At 58.7% G+C, this 25463-nt stretch carries 19 protein-coding genes; 4 read left to right on the top strand and 15 right to left on the bottom strand.

Annotation, left to right across the window (positions count from 1 at the left end; all coding sequences use genetic code 11):
• Nucleotides 1-118: 118 nt before the first annotated feature.
• Nucleotides 119-1081 (bottom strand): cell division protein FtsZ, encoded by a 963-nt coding sequence (gene ftsZ, locus T18_RS12995; protein WP_019566702.1) that lies wholly within the window; start codon nt 1079-1081, stop codon nt 119-121.
• Nucleotides 1082-1459: 378 nt separating this feature from the next.
• Between ftsZ and T18_RS13000 the strand changes: the two genes are divergently transcribed.
• Complete coding sequence (locus T18_RS13000; protein ID WP_004431292.1) at nt 1460-1903, top strand: response regulator; 444 nt, start codon at nt 1460-1462, stop codon at nt 1901-1903.
• A 442-nt stretch (nt 1904-2345) separates the two neighbouring features.
• On the opposite strand, the gene T18_RS13005 is transcribed toward T18_RS13000, so the two are convergent.
• The 11 genes from T18_RS13005 to T18_RS13055 form a co-directional block, all read right to left on the bottom strand.
• Nucleotides 2346-2492: a DUF1127 domain-containing protein gene (locus T18_RS13005; protein WP_004431290.1), complete on the bottom strand. Its 147-nt coding sequence runs from the start codon at nt 2490-2492 to the stop codon at nt 2346-2348.
• 214 nt (nt 2493-2706) lie between these two features.
• Nucleotides 2707-3309 (bottom strand): hypothetical protein, encoded by a 603-nt coding sequence (locus tag T18_RS13010; RefSeq protein WP_038495406.1) that lies wholly within the window; start codon nt 3307-3309, stop codon nt 2707-2709.
• A gap of 135 nt (nt 3310-3444) precedes the next feature.
• Nucleotides 3445-4563 (bottom strand): ABC transporter permease, encoded by a 1119-nt coding sequence (locus T18_RS13015; RefSeq protein ID WP_004431287.1) that lies wholly within the window; start codon nt 4561-4563, stop codon nt 3445-3447.
• The gene (rbbA, locus tag T18_RS13020) at nt 4560-7334 is read right to left on the bottom strand and encodes a ribosome-associated ATPase/putative transporter RbbA (protein WP_075807686.1); all 2775 of its coding nucleotides are present in this window, start codon (nt 7332-7334) and stop codon (nt 4560-4562) included. The genes T18_RS13015 and rbbA overlap by 4 nt, the downstream gene beginning before the upstream one ends.
• Before the next feature lie 11 nt (nt 7335-7345).
• Nucleotides 7346-8410, bottom strand: coding sequence for an HlyD family secretion protein (locus tag T18_RS13025; RefSeq protein ID WP_038495399.1), 1065 nt, complete (start codon nt 8408-8410; stop codon nt 7346-7348).
• Between the two features lie 361 nt (nt 8411-8771).
• Nucleotides 8772-10145 carry an alpha-glucosidase/alpha-galactosidase gene (locus tag T18_RS13030; protein ID WP_038495936.1) on the bottom strand — a complete coding sequence of 458 codons (1374 nt, stop codon included), beginning with the start codon at nt 10143-10145 and terminating at the stop codon, nt 8772-8774.
• A 21-nt stretch (nt 10146-10166) separates the two neighbouring features.
• Nucleotides 10167-11831, bottom strand: a complete 1665-nt coding sequence (locus T18_RS13035) for an ABC transporter ATP-binding protein (protein ID WP_035200401.1) — start codon at nt 11829-11831, stop codon at nt 10167-10169.
• A gap of 12 nt (nt 11832-11843) precedes the next feature.
• Nucleotides 11844-12980: an ABC transporter permease gene (locus T18_RS13040; protein WP_004431275.1), complete on the bottom strand. Its 1137-nt coding sequence runs from the start codon at nt 12978-12980 to the stop codon at nt 11844-11846.
• Nucleotide 12981: 1 nt separating this feature from the next.
• On the bottom strand, nt 12982-13989 hold the full coding sequence (locus T18_RS13045; protein WP_038495396.1) for an ABC transporter permease: 1008 nt from the start codon (nt 13987-13989) through the stop codon (nt 12982-12984).
• 87 nt (nt 13990-14076) lie between these two features.
• Nucleotides 14077-16164 carry an ABC transporter substrate-binding protein gene (locus T18_RS13050; protein ID WP_038495391.1) on the bottom strand — a complete coding sequence of 696 codons (2088 nt, stop codon included), beginning with the start codon at nt 16162-16164 and terminating at the stop codon, nt 14077-14079.
• Between the two features lie 108 nt (nt 16165-16272).
• Complete coding sequence (locus tag T18_RS13055; RefSeq protein WP_013761095.1) at nt 16273-17739, bottom strand: alpha-glucosidase/alpha-galactosidase; 1467 nt, start codon at nt 17737-17739, stop codon at nt 16273-16275.
• Nucleotides 17740-17936: 197 nt separating this feature from the next.
• On the opposite strand from T18_RS13055, the gene T18_RS13060 reads away from it, so the two are divergent.
• On the top strand, nt 17937-18830 hold the full coding sequence (locus tag T18_RS13060; protein ID WP_013761096.1) for an AraC family transcriptional regulator: 894 nt from the start codon (nt 17937-17939) through the stop codon (nt 18828-18830).
• 73 nt (nt 18831-18903) lie between these two features.
• The gene (locus T18_RS13065) at nt 18904-19371 is read left to right on the top strand and encodes a hypothetical protein (RefSeq protein WP_035200397.1); all 468 of its coding nucleotides are present in this window, start codon (nt 18904-18906) and stop codon (nt 19369-19371) included.
• Between the two features lie 12 nt (nt 19372-19383).
• On the opposite strand, the gene T18_RS13070 is transcribed toward T18_RS13065, so the two are convergent.
• From T18_RS13070 to T18_RS13080, 3 genes are read right to left on the bottom strand one after another with little or no spacing between them, the layout of a single operon-like run.
• Complete coding sequence (locus T18_RS13070) at nt 19384-20295, bottom strand: DMT family transporter (RefSeq protein WP_038495388.1); 912 nt, start codon at nt 20293-20295, stop codon at nt 19384-19386.
• A complete protein-coding gene (locus tag T18_RS13075; protein WP_038495385.1) occupies nt 20292-22694 on the bottom strand; it encodes a PIG-L family deacetylase in 2403 nt (800 codons plus the stop codon). The genes T18_RS13070 and T18_RS13075 overlap by 4 nt, the downstream gene beginning before the upstream one ends.
• A gap of 19 nt (nt 22695-22713) precedes the next feature.
• A complete protein-coding gene (locus T18_RS13080; protein WP_038495382.1) occupies nt 22714-23940 on the bottom strand; it encodes an ROK family transcriptional regulator in 1227 nt (408 codons plus the stop codon).
• Between the two features lie 244 nt (nt 23941-24184).
• Here T18_RS13080 and T18_RS13085 point away from each other — a divergent pair, with 244 nt between their 5' ends.
• Entirely contained in the window at nt 24185-25450 is a 1266-nt protein-coding gene (locus T18_RS13085) for an extracellular solute-binding protein (protein ID WP_019566690.1), read from the top strand.
• Nucleotides 25451-25463: the final 13 nt, after the last annotated feature.

A 25463-nucleotide genomic window follows, 5' to 3' on the forward strand; every position in this document is an offset into this window, starting at 1 on the left:
GCGGAATAATTGTTCAAAAACAACAAAAAGCCGTCACGAAAATTACCCGCGACGGCTTCAATAATTCAATTTGTGACATCGCTGCTTTTTTACAAAGCACCGCTTCGAGGTAGGGACCTCAGTTACGCAGGCCGGTGGCCACGACGGAAATCTTGAAAGCGCCGTCCAGCGTCGGATCGAAGGACGCGCCCATCACCACATCGGTCTCTTCGCTGACTGCCTCGCGCACAAGCGTCATCGCCTCGTCGATCTCGTAAAGCGTCAGGTCGTTACCGCCGGAAATCGACACAAGTGCGCCGCGTGCCTCCTTCAGCGACGGTTCGCCGAGCAGCGGGTTGGCGATGGCGGCGGCTGCCGCTTCCGAAGCGCGTTTTGGACCCTTGGCCTGCGCCGTGCCCATAAGCGCGCGTCCGCCATTCTTCATGACGTAACGCACATCGGCGAAGTCGAGATTGACCAGGCCTTCGCGCAGGATGAGATCGGTAATGCAGCGCACGCCGAGGGACAGGACCTTGTCCGCCGTCTTCAGGGCACTTTCAAAGGTCGTGCCGGCATCCGCAATACGCAGCAGGTTCTGGTTGGGAATGACGATGACGGTATCGGCGGTATTAAGCAGATTGGCGAAACCATATTCGGCAGCACGCATGCGGCGCGCGCCCTCGAAGCTGAACGGCAGGGTGACGACACCGACGGTCAAGATGTTCTTCGCACGGCACGCTTCCGCGATGACGGGCGCAGCACCGGTGCCGGTACCGCCGCCCATACCGGCGGTGATGAAGCACATGTCGTAACCGTTGAGGTGATCCATGATCTCGTCAAGCGAATCGATTGCCGCCTGCCGGCCAACCTCCGGATCAGCCCCGGCACCCAGCCCGCCTGTAAGTTCGGAGCTGAGTTGCACGAGCCTTGGCGCGTTGGTTTTCTTCAGCGCCTGCGCATCCGTGTTGGCGGCGATGAAATCAACGCCGCCGATGCCCTCGTCGATCATGTTGTTGATCGCGTTTCCGCCGCCGCCACCGACGCCGATAACAGCGATATTGGGCGTATTGCGGGCGATTGGAGCGCGCGGAGACTGGGTCATCGTCTTATTCTCTTTCTAAACTCATAGGGTCTCGCGCCGTTTTTTAACCGCGGCACGCGAATGATCGGCAACGTTCCTGCATGTCCTTCCTGGCGCGTGAAGGACGCTGTAACGCTTTGAATTTGCATGCAAGCCTTTGCCCCGCTTGCGGCTAAAGGCTTGTGCTCCAGGGGCGAAAGATGCGCTACGGCGACTGTCTCCGACCCCTTCCCCGGATGAAAACCAAACCGAATCAACTGCTTCGCTATCTAGAGGTGATAGCCGAAAAGCCGGTCCGTTTACACTGTATTCACCATGTTTATCTCACTTTGGAACGAGTTGCTTCGGCAGGTGTTTGCCTTCCGACCGCGCTAAAGCGCATGGAATGGAGGCAGTCATATGTCCGCATACATCCTGCAAAACGAACCGGGTTTCCGCACGGAACAACCGCGTGTGCTGATCGTGGAGGACGAATTTCTCATCGCTATGGATATCGAAGATTCCATTATGCAGGCGGAAGAGGAAGCTGACGTCATCGGCATCGCCAACCGGCTGGATCAGGCCGTGGCACTCGGCAGCCGCGCAGATATTGCCTTTGTAGACGTCAATCTCGCCGACGGCCAGACCGGCCCGGAGATCGGGAGGCGGCTTTCGCAGGATCACGGCGTCGTGGTGATCTTCATGACGGCAAATCCGGAAGTGGTGGTCAATCTCGGTATCGGCGCAGGCGTTATCGTAAAACCTGTGCCGCAGGACGCCGTGGAACAGTGCCTTTCCTACGCACTTGCCAAGCGCGCGGGCACCCGTGCCGTTACGCCCATCGGCATGATGGCTTTCGACTGAACCATTCTCGTGGAGATAAAAAGCGGGTTGCCTGAAAACGGCGCCCGGCGCTGAAAACAAAAAAGCCTGCCGCGGGAGGAGGTGCGGCAGGCTTCTTGAAAGATTGAACAGCGATATGGGAGGAGGAAACCGCTGTCCCCGGGGCAATCCTTGGGAGGAGGAGTAGGATCACCCGCATTACCGAAAGAATGTGGGAGGAGGTACATCCGTTTCGATGATTTGAAGATATCATTTTTTTCTGCATTTCACAGACACAAGCTTGCACCTCAGACATGCATCAAACGCATGGCGATTTTTCCAACCCGAAACATCAATGCAACAGGCTGATTTTCGCCTTTGCACGGCATGCCCCGTGGGAGACACAAGCGTCGACGGTTCGCCAAAAACAAAAACGCCCGCGAAGCGGGCGTTTAGTCATTCAAAAGCGGCAATAGCTGCCTGATTACTTGCCGACGGCGGCGCGGGCGACGCTGTTGATCTGGCTACGGTCGATACCGAGATCGTGCAGTTCGCGGCTGCTCATGCGGCCCAGTTCGTTGACGGTCTGACGATACTTGCGCCAGTTATTAAAGCTGCGTGCTACGTTCATGACATTACCCTTTCAAGGTGTTGGCGACGTCAGTAACGTTTCGTTCCGGCGTCCTTTGATGTCCCTTATATGCGCCTTGTCGGGACCAAAGAACAGACAGAATAAGGCAGGCCACCCATGCGCTGAGTGCAAGGGTCATCCTCCGAGGGGCGCGGAAAAACAGAAGTATGGCGTAAATTCAGTCATATCGGGGGCCACTACCGACACCACGTCGTCAGAACTTGTAGCGAACGCCAAACACATTGGCATTCGTCGCGCCCTTCATATTGCCCAGCGTCTTGCCGCCGCCGGAACGGTGGTGAAGCCGCCAGAAGAACTCCGTCGAGGATTCTTCGCTGAAGGAAACGTTGATTTCCGGGCCGAGGTAAAACAGGACATTGGCGTTGCCGTTGTCCTTGATTTCTTCTTGCCTCTCCCGCCCCGGCTGCGCATCCGAGACGAGGCTCAGACCCGCCGTGAAACTCGGCGAAACGAACAACCGATCCCCGAGCCTGATCTTGTCATAACGCGCGACAGGTCCTGCCCAGACTTCACCGGTGAACCCCTTGCCAAACCTGACGGCAACGCCGATTTCACCGCCCAGCTTCACATTGCCGATGCGATAGGGATAGAACTGATAACCGCCACCCAGAATGGCATTCTTTTCGTATTCCACGGGAACGAGGGCAGCGCTTTTCAACATGTCTTCTTTCGTTAAAACACCACCGAAACCAAATATCGCTTCACTCGTCTGCGAAGCCATATCCTCCGATGCGAGGGATGGTGTCGTGGCCAGTGCGATCATGGCCGTGAGTGACAGACGTCCTGCGATATTCATTTGCTACTCCTCAACAAAGCCCTCTTTTACCCAACCGTCCTCATAGGCATATTCCCGGAGGGCGAACATACCGTTACCGAACACAATTAATTCAACTCGTTCGCAAATGCTGGAAAACGGGCTAATGTCCGCCGGTCAGCGCAGGAACCGCCGGAAGCGGCGAAGCGCAAAAATGAAGAGTGCAGAGCCTATCGCAAGCAGCGCCAGCAATTGCGGCCAGACCACATCCAGCCCCGCCCCCCTGAAAAGCACCGATTGCGCCAGAATTACGAAATGAGTGTTGGGTGCGAGCAGCATGAGGTACTGGATGATATCCGGCATGCTTTCGCGCGGCGTCATGGCGCCGGACAGCACCTGCAGCGGCAGCAGGAACAAGATCAGCAACATGCCGAATTGCGGCATGGAACCCGCCACTGTTGCCAGGAAAATACCCATCGAGGTCATCGCAAAGAGCTGCAACGCCGTTCCAAGTAGGAAAAGGGAGAGCGAGCCTTCGATGGGAATAGCGAGCAGCCCCTTAACGACAACGAAAAGGGAAAATGCCGAGGCCACCAACACGACAAGGCCCATGGACCAGACCTTGCTGAGCATGATTTCCAGCGGCGTGACCGGCATGACCAGCAGATGCTCGACCGTTCCATGTTCACGCTCGCGAATGAGCGCCGCGCCCGTCAGCACGATCGACAGCATGGTGATGGCGGTGATGATATTGTTGATCGAGCCGAACCAGGATTTGTCCAGTTCAGGGTTGAAACGAGAACGCAGCGTCAGATCGACTGGCACCGTCGTCGCGCCGCGATAGCGGTTGACATATTCCTCAACTTCGCTCGTCACGATGTTCTGCACGTAACCGCCGCCGCTGAAGGCCTGGCTCATGCGGGTGGCATCGATATTGAGTTGGATGGCAGGGTGCTGCCCGGCCATTAGCTGACGCTGGAAATCCGGCGGAATGTTGAGCGCGAAGGTGTCGAGCCCTGCATCCATGCGCTTGTCCATTTCAGCAATGGAAATCTGCTTCGGCGGCGCGAAATAGGGCGGATAAAACGCCGTGCTGATGCGACCGGAAAGCGGCGACTGATCCTCATCAACAATGGCGATGGCGGCGTTGTTTAGGGTTTCGGGCAACGCGCTGGAACCGGTGTAGATTTGCAGCGTGAAAGCGTAAACGATCAGCAGCAACAACATGCCATCACGCGCAAGCCCGCGCAGTTCCTTGATGCCGAGCTGGAAGATGTTGGATGAAAACAAACTCATGACGCCTGTTTCCTCAAAAGAGTAGCACCAGCGATGAGCAGCAGCGGAATGGCGATGAGAAGCGGCAGAAAGGAACCCGAAAGACCGTCGAAATCCAGCCCCTTGGAGAAGGTGCCGCGTGAGATCGTCATGAAATAGGTGGCGGGATAGATATTGCCGATAAAGGCCCCCGCCCCCTGCAGCGACGAAACGGGATCGATCATGCCCGAGTATTGTGTGGCCGGAATGAGCGTCAACAGGGCCGTGCCGAAGATCGCCGCGATCTGGCTCTTCATGAAGGAAGACATGACGAGCCCGATGGATGTGGCGATGATGACGAAGAGTAAAGCGCCCGTCGCGTAAGCGAGATAACTCCCGGTAAACGGCACCCGGAAGATGAAGATCGCAAATGCCGTCAAGAGCAGGAAATTGAGCATGCCGAGCGCCACATAAGGAAGCTGTTTGCCGATCAGGAATTCCAGCCGCGTGGTCGGCGTCACGTAAAGATTGACGATCGAGCCAAGTTCTTTTTCCCGAACGACGCTGAGCGCCGCCAGCATGGCGGGAATGAGCATCAGCAGCAGCGGAATGACCGCCGGCACCATGGCGACGAGGCTCTTGACATCGGGGTTGTAACGATAGCGCGTTTCGATGCTGAAGCTGCTTTGCGTCGCTGCATTGCCATAGATTTCGCTCGCCTTGCGCGCCAACCATGTCTGGTGCATGCCCTGCACGTAACCGCGCACGGTTTCTGCCCGTTGCGGCATGGCGCCATCGATCCAAGCGCCGACCTCCACCGTCTTGCCGCGCAGCACATCGCGGCCGAAACCGGGTGGAATTTCAATGGAAAGGCTGAGTTCCCCGTCACGCATGCGCCGGTCCATATCCGCATAGTCGCGGATCGGCATTTTCTCGATGAAGTAACGGGAACCGGCTATATCGAGCACATAATCGCGGCTGATGGTGGAATCGTCGCGGTCCAGTACCGCGAAGGTCAGGTCCTCAACATCGAGATTGATGCCGTATCCGATCACGAACATCAGGATGACGCTGCCAAGAACCGCTAAAGTGCCGCGAATGGGATCGCGTTGCAGTTCCAGCGCCTCGCGGCGCGTATAGCTGAACATGCGCCTGACATCGAAAAACCGTTTGCGGGCTGGTGCAACATGCTGCGTCGGGACCACCTCCGTTGCCGGAGCGGGCGCTATTGAAGGTTCCGCCTTTTTGACACCCGAGGCATCCTCGAGATAGGCGACGAAAGCCTCTTCCAGCGTTGCGGCATTACGGCTTTTGGTGATCGCGTCAGGCGTATCGCTTATCAACACCTTGCCGGCATGCATCAGCGAAATCCGATCGCAACGCTCCGCCTCATTCATGAAATGGGTGGAGATGAAGATGGTGACATTATCGTTGCGGGAGAGATCGGCTAGGATTTGCCAGAACCCGTCCCGCGCCACGGGATCGACGCCGGAGGTCGGCTCATCGAGGATGAGAATGTCAGGAGAATGGATCATCGCCACCGCAAGCGACAGTCTTTGCCGGATGCCGAGCGGTAGGTCGTCCGGCAGCGTGTCCATGACCGTGCCGAGATCAAAGCGCTCTGCCATCTCGGCGATGCGCGGCTGAATGGTCGCTTCCGGCAGCTTGAACAGCCGCGCGTGAAAATCGAGGTTCTGTCGCACCGTGAGTTCGGAATAGAGCGAAAAGGCCTGGCTCATGTAACCGACGCGGTGGCGGATCGCCATGTCGCTGGCATCCACCTCGTGGCCGAATAGCTTCGCCTCGCCTTCACTGGCGGCCAGAAGACCGGTCAGCATCTTCATGGTGGTGGATTTCCCGCAGCCGTTCGAGCCGAGAAAACCGAAAATCTCGCCACACGGAATTTTGAAGCTGACATTGTCGACGGCGGTAAAATCACCGAAACGCATGCTCAGATGCGAGGCCTCAATGGCATAATCGCCCTCGCCGGTCACCGTGCGCGGCGCGATATTCACCTCGTGGTAACCCTTACGCTTTTCTTCCGGAAGAAGCGCGATGAAGGCTGCATCGAGATTGGCGGCGGAGGTGCGGTAGAGCAACTCGGTGGGCGAGCCGGTGGCAAGAATTTTGCCGCCATCCATGGCGACCAGCCAGTCGAAACCGGCGGCCTCTTCCATATAGGCCGTAGCGACAATCACGCTCATACCCGGACGACCGGCGCGGATGGAATCGATCAGCTCCCAGAATTGCCGGCGCGACAGCGGATCGACACCCGTCGTCGGCTCATCGAGAATGAGCAGGTCAGGATCGTGGATCAGCGCACAGCAGAGCCCGAGCTTCTGCTTCATGCCGCCGGAAAGCTTCATTGCCGGCCGGTCGGCAAAAGGTTCAAGGCCGGTGCTCTTCAGCAACTCGGCAATACGTGCCTTTCTCTCCCTGCCGTCCTGCCCGAACAGCCTGCCAAAAAAGTCGATATTTTCGAAGACCGAGAGGGTTGGATAGAGGTTCTTGCCGAGGCCCTGCGGCATATAGGCGATGCGCGGGCAAGTATCCTCGCGGTGGCGCGGATCGGACATATCGCCGCCGAGGACCTCCACCTTGCCTTTCTGTATAGCCCGGGCGCCGGAAACCAGAGAGAGGAGGCTGGACTTGCCGACACCGTCAGGCCCGATAAGGCCGATCATCCGTCCGGCGGGAATTTCGACCGATATATCGGCAAGCGCAACCGTGCTGCCAAACGCCAGCCGTACATCCGTCAACCGCGCGACTGGCGCGCCGGGATTTTTAGTATTCGTCGCGGAGGGTGTGACCATCGCGGCCACTCTCACTTCACAAGATTGCGTTCGAGATTCTCCGGCCAGACGGCCTGCGGATCAAGCCGGACATAGGCCATGCCGGGAAGACCGGTTTTGACATACTGAATATATTTCTGCAGCAGCTCCTGCGGAATTTGCGCCCGCACCCGGAAGGTAAGCTTCTGGCGCTCCTCCTCGGTTTCCACCGTCTTTGGCGTGAATTGCGCCACATCGGCGACGAAGGAAACCTTGGCGGGAATGGTATATTGCGGCGCTGCGTCCAGTATCAGGCGCACATCCGAGCCCATGGATGTACGGCCAGCCTCAGCCGTGGGCAGGAAGAACGTCATGTAGACGTCACCGAGATCGACGAGGTTGAGAACCCGCCCGCCGGCGGAAAGCACCTCGCCGGGCTGGGCGATGCGATATTGCACACGGCCGTCGCGGGGTGATTTCAGCGTCGCATCGGCTATGTCTGTCTCGATGCTCTCAATATCGGCCTGCGCGGCATCGACAGCCGCTTCCGCATCGACGATCTGTGCCTTGGCGGCGTTGATTGCCGCATCAGAGGCGGCAAGCGAGGCCTGCGCCGAGGCAAGAGTGGCGCGGGCGGACTGTTCTGCCGCCTCACTGTCATCGACGATCTGCTGCGACACGGCATTGCCGGTCAACAGCTGTCTTGAGCGCGCATAGGTCTTGGACGCCGAATCAAGCTGGGCCTTGCGCTGTTCCACCACCGCAAGCGCCGAGGTCTTTTCCGCCTCCCGCTGGGCAACGAGGCTATGGGCGGTATCGATTGCGATCTTTGCGCGACGAAGCTGCGCTTCCGCCTGACGCTTTTTGGCCTCCAGCTGGGCAGTATCCATCTGGGCAAGCACCTGCCCTGCCTTCACGAAATCGCCTTCGCGCGCCATGATGTCCTGAAGACGGCCGGCGGTTTTGGTGGAAATATCGATCTCGACCGCCTCGATCCGGCCGTTACTGGAAACGAAACCGGAGGGCAGACCCTCTGCCGTCAACTTCGACCAGGCGAAATAGGCAGCAACGGCAATAACCCCAACCGCCAGACCAACGAGCAAGCCTTTTTTAGACATCCGTCTTCCCCATGAACCCTTCGAGTTTCAACCGTAATACGATAAAACCGAAGAAGCCAGCCACCTTTACGTTCATAAATCCCACCTGATATTTCCCATATTGGAGCGAGAAGACAGGTTGCTAGGGACTGTTTAGGTGAGGGAGCGCTTCGAGGCTTTGACACACGTCAAGTGGATGAAGGACTAAAACCCACTTCGTCATGCTCGGCCCTGTCCCGAGCATCTGCTAGCTATCATTTTCTGCTAGGTGGTTGGTTCCTCGGGACGAGCCCGAGGATGACGTTAAATCTATAGCGGAATGACAACCGGCGAACGCCACGCAAGGTGCGCCAGCCTGCCGTCAACGCAGCCGTTGCGTTCCTTACACCGCCCGCGCCCGCTTCATCTCCACCTGCGTCCATTCCGGCAACCAGTCCCGGTGCGCGACAAGAAGATCGTCCACCAGCTGCCAGATCTGGTCGAGATCGAGTTCCGCTGCCGTATGCGGGTCCATCATCGCCGCGTGGAAGATATGCTCACGGTTTTCGCTCATCAGCGCCCGCACCGTCAGCTCCTGCACGTTGATGTTTGTGCGCATCAGCGCGGTCAGCTGCGGCGGCAATTCCCCGATGAAGGTTGGTTGCACGCCGTTATGATCGACAAGGCAGGGCACTTCCGCCGCGCAATCTGATGGCAGCGAGGTGATGCAGCCATTGTTGCGCTGGTTGCCGTAGATGACAGACGGTTCGCCGGTCCAGACCGAGTTGATGATGGAGGAGGCATATTCCTTGGATTGCTTGACCTCGATCTTTTCGGCTGAGCGATAGGCCGCCGCCTGCCCCTTCCAGCGCTCGATCTGCTCGATGCAGCGCTTGGGATATTCATCGAGCGGAATACCGAATTTCTCGATCAGGTCCTCGCGCCCCTCCTTGATGAAATAGGGTGTGTATTCGGCGAAATGCTCGGAACTTTCGGTAACGAAGTAGCCGAGACGCGTCAGCATCTCGTACCGCACCTTGTTGGGGCAGCGCGGGTTCCAGCCGGGCTTCGGCGCACGGCCTTCGCGATAGCCTCGTACGAGATCGGGATAGAGGTTCTTGTAGCTGCCATCAGACTGGCGGTGCTCGAATTCCAGGAAAAACGCCATGTGGTTGATGCCGGCCGAACGATAGCGGATTTCCTCGTAGGGAATATCGAGGTCATGGGCGAGTTCCATGGCCGTGCCCTGCACCGAATGGCAAAGGCCGACCTGCCGGATTGTCGGGTATTTCTCCGCAATCGCCCAGGTGTTGATCGCCATCGGGTTGACATATTGCAGCATGATCGCATTGGGGCAGACGGCGAGCATATCCTCGCAAATCTTCCACAGATGCGGCACGGTGCGCAGGCCCCGCATTATGCCGCCGACACCAAGCGTATCGGCAATGGTCTGGCGCAGGCCATGTTTACGCGGCACCTCGAAATCGGTGACTGTGCAGGGCTCGTATCCGCCGATCTGGAAGGCGACGACGACGAAATCGGCACCGGCGAGCGCCTTTTTCTGGTCTGTAAAAGTCTCGGCTTTCGCCTTTGCCCCGAGCGTCGAAATCAGCTTGTTGACGACGATGGCGCTTTCTTCCAGCCTTTCGCGGTTGATGTCCATCAGCGCGATCGTTGCGCCGGAAAGGGCCGGACGTTGCAGCACGTCGCCGATGATGTTCTTCATGAACACCGTGGAACCTGCGCCGATAAATGTGATCTTGGGATCTCGTGCCATATTTGCCTCCGGCATCTTGAACTATGCGATTTCAAAGGCGGCCCGGACGAGCCGCTGGGTGTATTCGGTTTTCGGGCGGTTCAGCACCTCCTCGACGGGGCCTTCCTCCACGATCCTGCCGCGCTGCATGACGATGACGCGGTGGCAGAGAGCCCGAACGACCTTCAGGTCGTGCGAGATGAACAGGTAGCTCAAGCCCCGCTCGTCCTGCAGCTTGCGCAGCAGGTCTATGATCTGCGCCTGAACGGAAAGGTCGAGCGCCGAGGTCGGCTCATCGAGCAGGATGAATTCCGGCTCCAGCGCGACTGCACGCGCGATGGCGATGCGCTGGCGCTGGCCGCCTGAGAACTCGTGCGGGAAACGCGAGAGGATGTTGCCGGGCATGCCTGCCGCTTCCAGCGCGTCGCGCACCCGCTCCAGCCTTTCGGCCTTGGTTTTACCAAGCCCGTTGATAACCAGCCCTTCCTCGATGATCTGGCCGATGGTCATGCGTGGATTGAGCGAGGCGAAAGGGTCCTGAAAGACGACCTGCATGCGAGAGCGCAGAGGCCGCATTTGAGACCGGGAGCGGCCGTCGACCCTCTCGCCATCGAAAATCACCTCTCCGGCCACCGGCTCGTTCAGCCGCAACAGGGATTGGCCAAAGGTCGTTTTGCCAGACCCGGATTCGCCGACAATTCCCAGCGTTTCATGGCGCTTGAGGGTAAGACCAAGATCGTCGACGGCAACAAGTTCCTTCAATTCCGGCTTGAACAGGCCACCGTAGCGCATCATGAACGACACCCGCACGCCATTCGCCGTCAGCAGCACACCGGAATTTTCCGGCAATGGTTTGGCGGTGCCATGCGGCTCGGAAGCAAGCAGCTTTCGGGTATAGGGGTGGTTCGGCGCTGCAAACAGCCGCTCAGTGGTGTTGTGCTCACGCATCTCGCCATGCTGCATGACGTAGACGTAATCGGAAAACTGCTTCACGATCGTCAGGTCATGGGTGATGAGCACCACGGCCATGCCGCGCTTCTTCTGCAGATCGCGTATGAGGTTGAGGATCTGCGCCTGTACTGTCACATCCAGTGCTGTGGTGGGTTCGTCGGCGATCAGCACATCCGGATCGTTGGAGAGCGCCATGGCGATCATGACACGCTGCCGTTGACCGCCTGAAAGCTGGTGCGGATATTGCTTCAGCCGCGCCTCGGGTTCCGGAATCTGCACCTGCCGCAAAAGATCGAGCGCCCTCGCTTCGGCCTGCTTCCTGCTCAGCTTCGAGTGGACGCGGATCGCCTCGACGATCTGACTGCCGATCGTATAGATCGGGTTCAGCGAACTCATCGGCTCCTGAAAGATCATCGAGATACGGTTGCCGCGCAACGCCCGCCGCTGGCGGCTTGAAAATTTCAGGATGTCGTCGCCGTTGAAGCGCACGGTCGCGGTTTTCGAAACCGAGGCCCGCTTCGTCAAAAGCCCCATGATGGTGCGGGCGGTCACCGATTTTCCCGAACCGGATTCGCCAACGATGGCGATCGTCTCCCCCCGGTAAAGCTGGAAGGAAATGTCCTTCACTGCCTCCACCGTGCCGTGCTCAACCTTGAAAGTCACGGCAATATTGCGTGCATCGATGATGGCCTGGTCGTTTCGATTATCAGCATCGAAGCGGATGGCAGGGGCGTAGGTGTTCTGTGCAGCAACCATGTTACGCACCTCTCAATAGGGATCGACAGCATCGCGAAGGCCATCGCCCAGCGCGTTGAAGGCAAAAACGGTGACCAGCACAAAGCCGACCGGCGCAAGGATCCATGGATAGGAACCAATGACTGAATAGGTGGCCGTATCCTGAAGCATCAGCCCCCAGGAGATCAGCGGCGGCTTGACCGCGAAACCGAGAAAGCCAAGGAAGGATTCGAGCAGCACGACGCTTGGAATATGCAGCGTGACGGCAACGATCACATGGCTCATCACATTCGGCAGGATGTGCTGGAAGATAATGCGCCGGTCGGTGGCGCCGACCGCGATCGCGGCGCGGACATAATCGATACGCGCCAGCGCCAGCGTCTTGCCGCGCACTTCGCGAGACATCTGCGCCCAGCCGAGCGCCGACATGACGCCGACCACGAAGAGGAGGAAAACAGTCGTCGGGGCGGTGACCGGGATAAGCGACGTCAAGGCGAGATAGAGCGGCAACTGAGGAAAGGCCAGAACCACTTCCACGAAACGCTGCACCCATGCATCCAGCGGCCCGCCGAAATATCCTGAGATCAACCCGACGCTGGTGCCGATGACGGTAACGATGGTGACGACACTGAGCGCGATGGCAAGCGAGATGCGCGAGCCATAAATGGCGCGTGACAGCACATCGCGTCCGAACTTGTCGGTTCCGAGAAAATGCACCGGCTGCCCGTCCGTGGTGCCGAAGAAGTGCCGGTTTGCCGGGATGAGGCCGAACAGCCGATATTCCGCGCCTTTCACGAAAAAGCCGAGATAAAGCGGATTGTCGTAATCCGGGCCGACAATAGGCTGGAACGTCACCGGATCGAGCTCGTCCGTTTCAGCGGTGGCATAGACCCGAGGGAACAGGCTGATATTGCCGTCCTTGTCGGAGAACCGCACCACCTGCGGCGGGGAGAAACTGTCATTGGTTTCAAGCGGGTTCATTGGCGCGAAGAAATCGGCGAAGACTGAGATCGTGATCAACAGCACCACCAGCACCAGCCCCACCATGCCGGTGAAAGAGCGTCTGAGGCGCCGCCACACCAGAGCGAGATAGGTCTCGTTACCCTGAACACCCCGCTCGGGCTTCGGTGCGGCAGCCGATTCATTCTTGAGTTCGTCAACGGCCACCATCTCAAGCCCTCCCGAATTCGCGCACACGCGGGTCGAGCATGGCGAGCAGCATGTCGGCGATGATGTTGCCGACGATGAGCGTGGCGGCCAGCACCATCATGAAGGTTGCGGTGACATAGACATCGCCGACCGCCATGGACCCGACGATGGCGGGACCGACGGTCGGCAGCGCAAAGATGATCGCAGTTTCGATTTCGCCGCTCAGCATGTAGGGCAGCACGACGCCCTGATACATAATGAGCGGATGCACGGCGTTCGGCACGGCGTGGCGCATGATGACCGCGCCTTCCGAAAGGCCCTTGGCGCGCGCCGTCTCCACATATTGGGCGTTCAGCGTGTCCAGCAGATTGCCGCGCATTACCCGCATATTATAGGCAAGGCCACCGAAAACGGCGATGGCAACCACCGGCCAGACATGGCTGACGAGATCGACGAACTTCCCCCATGACCATGGCGCACCGCCATATTGCGGCGAAAAGAAGCTGCCGATTTCCGACACGTCGAAATGAAACACCATCAGGTAGACGAGGATCAGCGCCATCAGGAAGCGCGGAATGGTCATGCCGAGGAAGGCGACGGTCGAAAGCAGATTATCGATCCAGGAATATTGTCTAGTGGCAGCCCAGATGCCGAAACCGGTGCCGAGAAGCGATGAAAGAATGTGGCAGACAAGGGCGAGTGCGATGGTGCGCGGCAGGCGTTCGCCGACCACATCGGCAACCGGCTTGTTGTAATAGAAGCTGTAGCCGAAATCGCCGCGTGTGATGATGCCGCCGATCCAGTTGAAATATTGCACGACGATCGGCTTATCGAGACCGTGTTCGATGCGGTAGGCCTGCGCCTGCGCTTCCGCCTGTTCGAAGGACGCACCGCCCTGGTTCATCAATTGCGAGCGGATGTAGTCAGCATAGTCGCCGGGTGGCGCCTGAATGATGGCGAATGTCACCACGCTCAGGATAAGCAGCACCGGAATGGCGGAGCCTATGCGTATTGTCAGGAATCTCAGCATCGAACGGGTATCCTCCGCTTGGCTAGTCCGTGTGTCTCCGGTCGCGCTTCACGCGCGACCGGTACCGGGTTTTCTCCGGGAGGAGTTCTAGTTGATCGGGCCGCCCTCACCCGGCTTGCCGGGAAGCTGCTCGGGGAAAAGCTCGTATTTGCCCTGCTTGTCGGCCGCGACCCAAAGGCGTTCGCGGATGATGGCGTCTTCAGCCCAGTTGAACATGAAGATCGGCGTGCCCTGCGGCACATTCGAGAACCGCTTGTTCACGATGAGCGCGCCGGGATATTCGGTAAGCCCGATCGTGTAGAGGTTCTGCGTGTAGACCTTCTGATATTGCTTCATCAGTTCCGCCCGCTCGGCATTGTCCTGCGAGGAGATGAATTTGCGCACGATATCGGCCATCTCCTTTTCGAACGGCATCAGATCTAGTTCCTTGCCTTCAGGTGCGCGATGGTTCCAGCTGGTGCGCGGGCCAACGGGTGCCAACTGCTCGGTATTCTGCACCACGGACGAAAGCTCGGTGGAGTTGCGGCGCACCAGCCAGTCGAACTGACCGCCATAATGGGCCGCATCGCGCTGGTTGGAATCAAGGCTGTTGATGACGAGGCGAAGGCCAAGTTTCGCCATTTGCCCGACAAGGCCTTCCGCGATGCTCTTGTCGGTCGTGTAGCCGTTATTGACCAGAAGAATGATCTCGACGTTTCGTCCGCCCAGTGTCTCCTTCGGGAAGTTCAAGAAGCCGTCGCCATCGGTGTCCTTCAGGCCGATTGATGCAAGGGCGGCTTTCGCTTCCTTAAGGTTGAAGGGGTAATAGACCGTGGAATTGCGATCGTAAAAACCGGTGCCCGAGGAAATGCCACCCGGATAGATCGCCGTGAACGGGCCCTTGACTAGGGAGTCGCCGATTGCCTTGCGATCGAGGGCCGAGGTCACCGCCTGACGGAACACCTCGTTGCGGTTCAGCTCGCGAATGGCCTGCCCGCGCTCGTCCGGATTGCCCCAGCCATTGGCGGAAAAGTTCATCTGCAGATTATAGCCGATCAGGCGTGGCCCGAAGGCAAGGCGAGCCGGCGCATTCGTGTCAGCTGCGCGTTTCAGCGAAGCGACGAAATTCTCCGGCTGCTCGAGATTGGAGAAATCGCCCGATCCCGCCACAGCCTGCACATCGCGATCGGCCCAGGTGGAGAGCTTGTAATGAAGCTCGTTGAGATAAGGCAGCTGCTGGCCCTTCTCGTCGACCTTCCAGTAGTATGGATTGCGCCTGAGCACGATGATGTCGTCGGGGCGATATTCCACCGGCACCCAACCACCCATTACAGGCATGTTCATATATTCCGGCGGAAAGGCGTTCTTGAACTGGTTATAGGTGTTCTTGGAATATTTCGGGTGCTGTGGTTTCAGAATATGCGCCGGTCCGGGGCAGAAGCTCGGATAAGCCATGGTATAGAGATATTGCTTCGGGAAAGCGGTCTTGAAAGTCCACTCCACCGTATAGTCATCGATCTTTTTGAGCGTGGTGCCTTCGCCGAAGGCTTCAGGCGACGCGCCGCCGCCGAGCGGCGACACGTTGGGATCGAGAACCGCGTCTTCCCAGTAGAACATGACGTCATCGGCGTTGAACGGCACACCGTCAGACCATTTTGCACCCTTGACCAGATGCATCGTCAGCTTGTGGCCATCCTGCGACCATTCCCAGCCTTTGGCGAGATTGGGCAGCGGTTCGGTGTCCTTGGCATTCACCTGAAACAGCGGCGCTGTGCGCGTCAGGCATTCGGAAAGCGCAATATCGATGCCGCCCCAGCCCTGGCTCTGGCCGGCAATGTAGTTCCAGCCCTCGGGCCGTCCGCCGATCACATGGCGCATCGTATCGCCATAAACGCCGATGCCATCCACCATGTTGCCGGTCTTGTAGACCAGCGGCTCCTCAGGCAAGCGTTCCTTCAAGGGCGGCAGCTTGCCTGTCTTCTCGAATTTTTCGGTGATCCAGTCTGGCTCGCTGTAATCAGGCAGGGCCTTGAATTCGAGGATCGAGTCGCGCGCCACATAATTGATCTTGCCTTCCGCCGGAAACTGCGGCGGCTCCGGCGGCGTGGTGGTTTCGAAGGCGTTCGCACTGAGTGCGACCATCGAAACACCAAGACCCAATGCCGAGATGATACCGATCTTGCGTTGAAGTTGCATCGTCATTCCTCCCAAATGGCAGCTCTTCGACCGCCAACCCTCTGTTGTCGCGATAGCCACGGCGGCGAACTCCCTTTTCACCACCGGCCTGTTCCCATGCCTTTTCCTTCAAACGGCCTTTTTCAGCGCCGATTTCTCGGCCCGTAGTTCCTCGATTGAGCGCACATTGCGGCGCGCCGCACCCGCCCAGTCGCGGGTCTTGACGGTGGATTTCGCAAGCCGCTCCTTGGCATCAGGCACGGCATCCGCATATTGCGGCAGCCAGCGCGCCTGTGCGACGACCATCTCGTCCACCATCTGCCAGACCTCCTCCGGAGTGGCGACGGCGCCGACTAGCGGGTCATGCAGCACGGCAAGCTTCAGAAGATCGATATCGCCGCTGACCGCCGCATGTACCGACATGCGCTGCACGTTGATAGACGCCATGCAGGTCGCCGCGCAGGCTTCCGGCAGCGTGATACCCGAGACCATGTTGATGCCGAAACGATCCACGAAACCGGGCGACTCAATGATCGCATCAGAAGGAAGGTTTGTTATGACGCCATTGTTCTTGACGTTGAAGTGGCCGCGATAGACACGCCCGGTTTCAAGCGCTTCCAGAATGTGGCTCGCATGTTCGTTGGAGCGCTTCTCCGGTTCGATGGGCTTGGCGGCTGACGCCAGGAACTGCGGGAATTCCGTTTCGAACCAGTTCCGCGTCTCGGTGGAGTGGCGCAGATAACCGCCGGTCTCGCCGTGAATCCAGTCCGACATATCGATCCAGCGGGCGATTTCATCCGGGCGCTTGCGGTACCACGGCAGATATTCGGACAGATGGCCGTTGCTCTCCGTCGAATAGACACCGAAGCGCTTAAGCACGTCGATGCGCAGCTTTTCCTGCTGTGAGAAAACCGGATGCGCCTCGAAAGCGGCGACCAGCTCTTCTTTGCCGATCTTGCGGCCATTCAGCCTCAGATCGATGAACCATGTCTGGTGGTTGATGCCCGAGCAGATGTAATCAAGTTCGGACGGGGATTTTGCGCCGAGAATTTCAGCGATCTGCTCCGCACCGTGCTGCACACCGTGGCAAAGACCAACAGTATCCACCTTGCCGTATTCGATGGCTGCCCATGTATTCATGGCCATGGGGTTGGCGTAATTCAGGAACTTGGCACCAGGTGCGGCGACCTCGCGGATATCCTTGCAGAAATCCAGAATGACCGGAATGTTACGCTGGCCATAGAGAATGCCGCCGGCGCAGATGGTGTCACCGACGCACTGGTCGATCCCGTATTTCAGCGGAATACGGATGTCGTCCGCATAGGCTTCCAGACCGCCGACCCGCACACAGCTAATGATGTATTTCGCACCCTCAAGCGCGCGACGGCGGTCGGTATGCGCTGTCACTTTCACCGGAAAACCGTTGGCTTCCACGACCTTGTCGAGGATCGCCCTGATCATATCCAGATTGTGCTGGCTGATATCCGTCAGCGCGACCTCGATGTCGCGAAACTCCGGCACGCACAGGAGATCGGTGAACAGTTTTTTCGTGAATCCGACGCTTCCGGCGCCGATTATAGCGATTTTGAAACTCATAACGCCACCTCTGTTGCAAATCGAACGGGTGAAACGGGCCAAACGATCATAATAAGGCGATGCGAGAATATACCTGTAAGAACCCCGGAAAACCGGCACTCCTGAAAAATTCTCCGCAACAATATCGTGCTGGCTGTCTCCTCGGTTCGGGATTATGCGTATAATGACGAGCGGAACCAGAGAAGGATTATGCTTTCATGGGTAATTTTGTGCTGCGCGATTTGATCGATCAGGGGCCGGGGATGCGGACCGTCTCGCTGCCCCGCGGCCGCCAGACCCTGCACACAATGCCCACCAGCAGCGGCTATGAAATCCGCAGCAGTGGCAATTATGACTGGGACGGACGAAAGCGCGGACAGACACCATTCACTGTGCTGCAATATTGCATTGGCGGACAGGGAAACCTTCGTTACGAGAACCGTCATTACGTGGTGAAGCCGGGCGAAACCCTCCTGCTGCTCATCCCGCACAATCATCGCTACTGGCTGGAAGCGGGAAAGCAATGGGAGTTCTTCTGGATCTCCATGAATGGCGAGGAGGCCTTGCGCATTCACCGCAATATTCTTGCCGTCACCGGGCCGATCCTCAAGCTGCAACAGGAAACCGTCGATCATCTCGCCCATTGTTGCTCGCGCCTCGTCAACGGCGCGGAAACACCAGGGGCGGCCTCCGCCGTCGCCTATGAAGCGGCGATGACGCTTTATGACGACGTGTTCGGCTCGCATCCCTCCTTTGGCGGTGAATATCGCACCATGCAGCAGGTGCTGAGCTATATAGACGGGCATCTCGGAGAGCGTCTTTCCGTCAGCGATCTTGCCGCGGTCGCCGGCCTCAGCCGTGCGCATTTTTCCCGCATCTTCACGGCAAGCGAAGGCCTGCCACCGGCCGAATTTGTATTGCAGCGACGGTTGAGACGGGCAGCCAAGCTTCTCACCACAGCCGAAAACATCCCCATCAAGGAGGTATCCGTGCTATGCGGCTTCGAAGACCCGAACTATTTCTCGAAGGTCTTCCGCAGGCTATATGGCATCAATCCAAGCGAATTCCGCACCACCGGCATGTATGCGAGCGTTCAGCAGAGCAGATCGTAAAAAATAACTTCGTTTTGCCACGTTTCAGGCGATTAAGAATTGGCCATACAGCCCCTTTTGGAGACCGAATGAGGTGAACAACAAAATCAGGAAGATCCTCATCTTTCCGCTTCGGGCAATCATCGTGTTTGCCCTGATCCTCGACGGCATTTTTCGCCCGCTCTATCGGCCGATCATCAAGGCGATATCCAGACTGACATTCATCAGGAAACTGGAAAGCCGGATTGGCGGATTACCGCGTCTTGCCATTCTTCTTTTGCTGGCGGTGCCATTTGCCATCGCCGAACCGATGAAAATCATCGGCCTGCTCCTCATCGCGCACGGCACCGTCAAAACGGGAATTGCGCTGACGATCCTCGCTCACCTCGCCACGTTCCTGATTGTCGAGCGCATTTACCACGCCGGTCGGGAGAAGCTCCTCACCTACGCCTGGTTCGCATGGATCATGCGATATGTGCGGTTTGCCCGTTCGTTTTACGATCGCTTCAAGCGCGCGACACTGGGCTGGATCCGGCTGAGCGTTCTGGCGCGTCAAAGATAAAAGCGGCACCTGTCACCGCCGGCCGCGCAACTTCCTCAAAAGATATTCCGCAAAGGCGGTTGCCTGCAAGGAGACGAGAATGATGGCAATGCCAAGAACAACACGGGCTTCGGGCACCTCGTCAAACAGGAAGTATCCCACAGCGGTCACGAACAAAATCGACAGATATCCAACGGGCGCCAGAACACTGGCGTCAGCGATGCGATAGGCCCGCAGGAAGCAATATTGTCCCATTTGCGCAAGCAGGCCGATGGCGAGCAACGCCCCCCAGTCGAGCGGCATGACCGGTTTCCACGTCCAGATCGCCGGAACGGCGGTAATGACGGCAAGACCCACCGTGTAGAACACCATCATGACAGTGGTGTTTTCCTGCCGCAGCGCCCGGGTCTGGATCACCGCAAGCGCGCCGAACACGACGGAGACGAGGACGACGAGCACGCCTGCGTTAATCTCCGCGCCGCCCGGCCCGATGACTACAAGAACGCCAACAAATGCGAGGCAAGCGCCGACCCAGCGATATCGGCTTACCTTTTCACCGAGAAAGACAACCGCCATGGCCATCGTCACCAGCGGGCGTGAGAAGCCGACAGCATTGACGGTGGCGAGCGGCAAGAGGGTGATGGCGACGAAGTTGCTGGTGAGTGCAATGGCGTTGCAGCAGATTCGGAAAAGGTTGCGCCAGGGATATTTGACGCGCGCCATTTCCCCCCGGTGTCGCCAGATAAGCGGCAGGATGAAAATCAGGCCGATCATCGCTCTTATGAAGACAAGCTGGAATGCCGGATAGGTCACACCCTGCGCCTTGACAAGGGCTGTCATTCCACCCGAAACGAGGGCCATATCCATGAGCAGCCAGCCGATGCCCGCGCGAGCATCGTTTTCGCGCGGGTTTTCCTGTTTTTCACTCTGGTCCTGGCCATTCACGCGGGTTGCACAAGGTTTGCCATGAGGCGAAATGCCCCCGGCACCAGCTTGTCCATCTGGTGGTGCAGCACGAGGCTTGTATGCGTATGCCGGCCCATGCCAATGGCCGCCGAGACCAGCGCCCCTTTCAGAGGCTGTTCATCGACATCGTGCATGGCGAGCAGGGGTTCATAAGCATCATCCCAGCGCGCAGCGAAATAGAGCCCGCGCTCCTTGTCCCAGCCCGTCCAGTCGGCAGCACCGATCGTGTTGGGCCCAACAAGCAATGGATGATCGGGCAATAGCACCGTCACCTCCGCATTAGGGTCCGTCACCCGCCAACGCAGGGAAGGCTTACCGATCTCAAGCCGCCTGACGGGCGTCGTCTCAGGGCTCCATCCGTCGGTCGGCCGGTGATAGAGCGTGACAAGATGGCCGCCCTCTTCGACGAAGCGGTGAAGCCTTTCGGTTGCCGCAGCCAGATCCTTGCGAATGCCGAAGGCGAAGATGCCCACAACAATCGTCGTGAAGGACGAGAGATCACCGCCAAGCGCCTGCGCATCGAGTTCGGTGACATCAAGACCCATGCGCGAAAGCCATGACCCGACCCGGTCGGCACCGCCGCCGATATAACCGACGCGCGCGCCCTCGGGCAGCTTGAGATCGAGCGAGAGGATTTTCAGAGCGGAGGGCGCCAGAAACCGCGCCCGGCCGATATGCGGATATGCGATGGGCGTGATCTGGAAGGCAGGTTGCGAACCGACAAGCGCTTCGATCTGGGCAAGGCCGACCGCTGCCTCACCAGTACGCTCGGCAATCCAGTTATTGCCGGTCTTGCGCAGGTTCCAGCCACCCGTACTCCTGAAAGACAGCGGTGCATCGGCACCCTTTATGTTTGCCTGAAAAACATGGGAATCCTGCCCCTGTCCAAGTGGAACCAGAAGCGCATCGGGCGAAATCGTCAGCGACTGCGCCGGCGTCACGAAAATCGGCTCCTCCAGATCGAAAGCGGCCGAAACCTCCCTGCCCCCAATCCTTACGGACAGGCGCACCGAGGCATGACCATTGCCGCCTGAGGCTTTCCAGTCGGGCTGGTAAAGCCCGGAAACGGCCGCGTCCTGATCGGCGGCAAGCGAGAAGACCATTGTCTGGCCACGCGACTGAACTGAAGACGATACGCCAGCCGGAAGGACGGGGGTAACCTCGACGTCAAATTCAGCCGCCTTTCCCGCGAGTTCCACATAGAGAGATGACGTCCCACCCGGAACGATCTCGGCTGGCTCGGCATAGGCCCGCTCGAAAAGATCGAGCGCTGTCAGGATAGCGGCATCGACCTGCGCCCGTTTGCGCGCGATCCGGTGCCCATGCAACTCCCTGAAGTCCGGCGCTGCGGCCTCGTCGACCTCTTGCAAAAGGGTTGCCGCCGTCAGAAGTGAGGCCGTGATCCGCTGCGTGTCGGGAAAGGCATCGATTGCGTCAGTGATTGCCTGTTCGGCCGCAACCAGCGCCTTTGCCAAATCGGCCGTAAGACCCGGAAAAGCCGAGAGATCAGCCAGCGACGACGGCAGGCTGTCGAGGATCGAGCTTTCCTCACCGACTGCGACGTTGGAGAGTTCCAGATGCAGTGGCCATGCTTCCTGCGCCCGCTTCGGCCAATGCCCCATTCCCTGTGAGGCATGATAATAACGCGACCATTCGCCGATGCGGTCATATTGCGCGCCGGTTGCCCGCTCCTTGCCCACCGCCTTGACTGTCAGCGTCGTTTCCGGCGGAGGCACCTCGTCATCATAGGTGTCACCACCACCAGACCATGCAGGAAGATAATATTTGGCCACCTTCCACGGCTTCAGCCCCTCGGAGAAATGCTCGGGATAGGCGGCAGGATCAGCCGCCAGCGCGATTGCGCTTTTCGCCGCGCGCGTCATGGCGCGGTGGTGCCCGTGTTGTCCCGGCACATCGAGAAATGTCGGAATGACGATATCGGGCCGTTCCTTGCGATAGGCGCGCACCAGCCGCTCGACGATGCGCTGCCGCCCCCATCGACCAAAGGTCTGGTCGCCATCCTTGGAGAAGCCGAAGTCGTGGATGATATCCGCCGGGCCATGGCCGAGCCAGCTTATGTCCGCATCGATGATGCGGGCCGCCTCCTCCAGCTCCCGCGACCGGATGACACCAAGCGCGCCCAGCCGCTCCGGCCCAAGCGCATTCTGCCCGCCTTCACCGCGCGTCGAGCAGGCGATGATGATCCGCATGCCCAGCTCCATCCGGAAATAGGCAAGAAGACCGTTCTGCTCGTCGTCCGGATGCGCACCGGTGTGCATGACGGTGACAGTGGATTTCAGTGCGCTCAGTTTACGGTGCAGACGCACGAGCCATGGATCGGCCATCTGCCGTTCGATGCGCTCCCGGGGGTTAAGCATGGGCGGTCTCCTCCAATATTCAGCCGGGCACCTGCGCTACGGCGCCCAGGGACGTCTCAAGTTTTGGTGTGACAATGTCGAACAGCGGCAAGGCGGCAGCACCAAGCGCCGCCGTCAACTGTCCGGACTTGCCGTGGATGACGCGCGGCAACTCTCTTTGCCGCCGGCTTGCAACCGAAGTCGGCAGATGCCCCATCCGCGCAATGATCTCGCTGATGATGTTTTCAGGCAGCGCACCGCCGAGAATGACCGTCTGCGGATCGAGAATGTTCTCGAGCATCGCCACCATGGGCGCCAGATGGACGGCTGCCTCGTCGATCCATTCCATCACGACCGGATTGCCCGCGCTGAACAGGGCTTCAAGATCATCAAGCTCCGTGTCCGCAACACCGGCGCAGACGAGCTTTTCCTTGAGCACATAGACGGAAGCATAGGCCTCCAGGCAACCTCTTTGCCCGCAAGACGGGCAAGGCCTTCCCTTGGGCGAGACCGTCACATGGCCGATTTCCCCGGCGTTGCCGAAAGCGCCGCGATAGGGCGAACCATCCTGGATGATGCCGAGACCGATGCCGACGCCGAAATAGATCATGCAAAAATTCGGGATAGCCAGCCCTGCGCCGAACAGGCGCTCGCCGACAGCAGCGGCCGTCGCATCGTTTTCCACCACGACCTGTTGGCCGCAGGCATCGCTCAGCATCTGGCGGGCATCGACACCCACCCAGCCGGAAAGCGTCGTCGGACCGACAGAGGTCATGCCGTCAATCTCGAAAGGCCCGGGCATGACGACGCCGGTGCCAAGCAGCCTGCACCCGACATTCTTCGCAACCGCTGAATGCTCCGCCGCAAAGGTTTTGAGTATGGCGTCCGGCGTGGTGTCCTTTAGCGGGGTAACGCGCTGCGTGCGCAACACGCCGGCCAGATCAAGACCGACGGTGACCATATGGTCTGCGGCAATCTCCACCCCGATCGTTGCGCCACCATCCGGGTTGACGGCAAATTGTATCGGCGGTTGGCCCCTGCCGGTGCGCCGGCGACCAAGCTCTTTCAGGAGCCCCTCGCCCACCAGCTCATCGACGATATTGGCGACCGCCTGGGGTGTGAGATGCGTGATCTTGGCTAACTGGGCGCGACCGAGCGAGCCGTGCCGCCTGACGATGTCGAGGACGACTCGCCTGTTGTGTTCGCGGCTGCGCTCAGGATTTTTTCCGATTGCTACGGGATAGGTATCCACCGTGTGCACCGTCATCTCTTCAACTTCCCGTCCGTTAGAAAATTCATAGCGTCGAAGTGAGGATAAGCGCAATATAATAATTCAAGTAAATTATGTTATTGACAAATGCTCGCCTTCAGAGAACCGTAGAGAGCGACCGGGGGTCAGAATTGCAAGGGGCGGAACGCGTAAAATCCCGCTGCCGGCAAATCGATGAGCGCGCGCGAAAGCGCGGATAAAGGGAACGATCACTCCGCATCCGGAAGACCGGGCGGAGAAAATGGAGGCTTACATGCGCAGGGCAACTTTGTTCGCCGGCTTGGTCGCCGGTTTCAGCACATTTGCATTCAACGCCGCGCAGGCGGTTGAAATCGAATATTGGCAATATGTCTTCGACACACGCGTCAAAGCGATGGACGAGCTTATCGCCGAGTTTCAGAAGGCCAATCCGGATATCACCGTCAAACAGGTGACCTTCCCTTATGCCGACTACCAGACGCGAGTGATTGCCGCCAACATGTCCGGTAAAGGCCCTGACGTGATGCAGCTCTTCTACGGCTGGCTCGACAAGTTTGCAGCCGGCGGTATCTTGCAGCCGCTGCCGACCGACGCTTTCCCGCATGACAAGATCGAAAGCGAATTTTTCCCCATCGTCGGCGCCATGAAGCGCGGCGACGATTATTACGGCCTGCCGACGGCGGTTCGCTCGCTCGCACTTTTCTACAACAAGAAGCTCTTCACGGAAGCCGGCCTCGACGCCGCCAATCCGCCGAAGACGCTGGACGAATTTGTTGCCGCGGCGGAAAAGATCGCCAAGCACGATGCCGCTGGAAACCTGACCGTTGCAGGCTCCACGCTCGATATGGGCGGTCAGGACCACCAATGGTGGCGCGAAGTTCTTATCCGCCAATATGGCGGCGAGCCCTACACCGACAACGACCAGAAAGTCACCTATGACAGCGAGGCGGGCATCCAGGCGCTGAAGTTCTATACGAGCCTGCAGCTTGAAAAGAAGATCGGTCAGGTGGGCTTCATGGACGAAGGCCAGGCTGCCTTCCGTGCGGGCAAGGCAGGCATGACCATCGACGGCACGTTCAGGCTTGGATCTTTCAGAACCATCAAGGACTTCGAGTGGGGCGTGACCGAGCTTCCCACCAATGACAAGAATATCCGCTCCAACTATGCCAGCTATTTCGCCAATGGCATCAGCGCCAAGACAACCGGTGAAGAACTGGAAGCGTCGAAGAAATTCCTCGCTTACATCTCCTCACCGGAAGCCATGGCGATCTGGCTGAAGACGGTTGGCGAGTTGCCGGCGCGGCGATCTGCGGCGTTGACCGAGGAGAACCTGAAAGACCCGATCTATGCACCGTTCCTGAAGGGTCTCGAATACGCCCATACGACAAGGTTCATGGATGAGGCGGCCCAGCGGCAGAACGCCATCGACATGACGAACCGGATTTTGCTCGAGGGTCAATCCGTCGAGGAGTCCATCAAGCAGGCCGCCAGCGCCGAGCAGGAAATCATCGACGCGGCCAAACCGTAAAACCGCAGGTCCA

This window comes from Rhizobium sp. TBD182, assembly GCF_001950375.1.
GTDB lineage: Bacteria > Pseudomonadota > Alphaproteobacteria > Rhizobiales > Rhizobiaceae > Agrobacterium > Agrobacterium tumefaciens.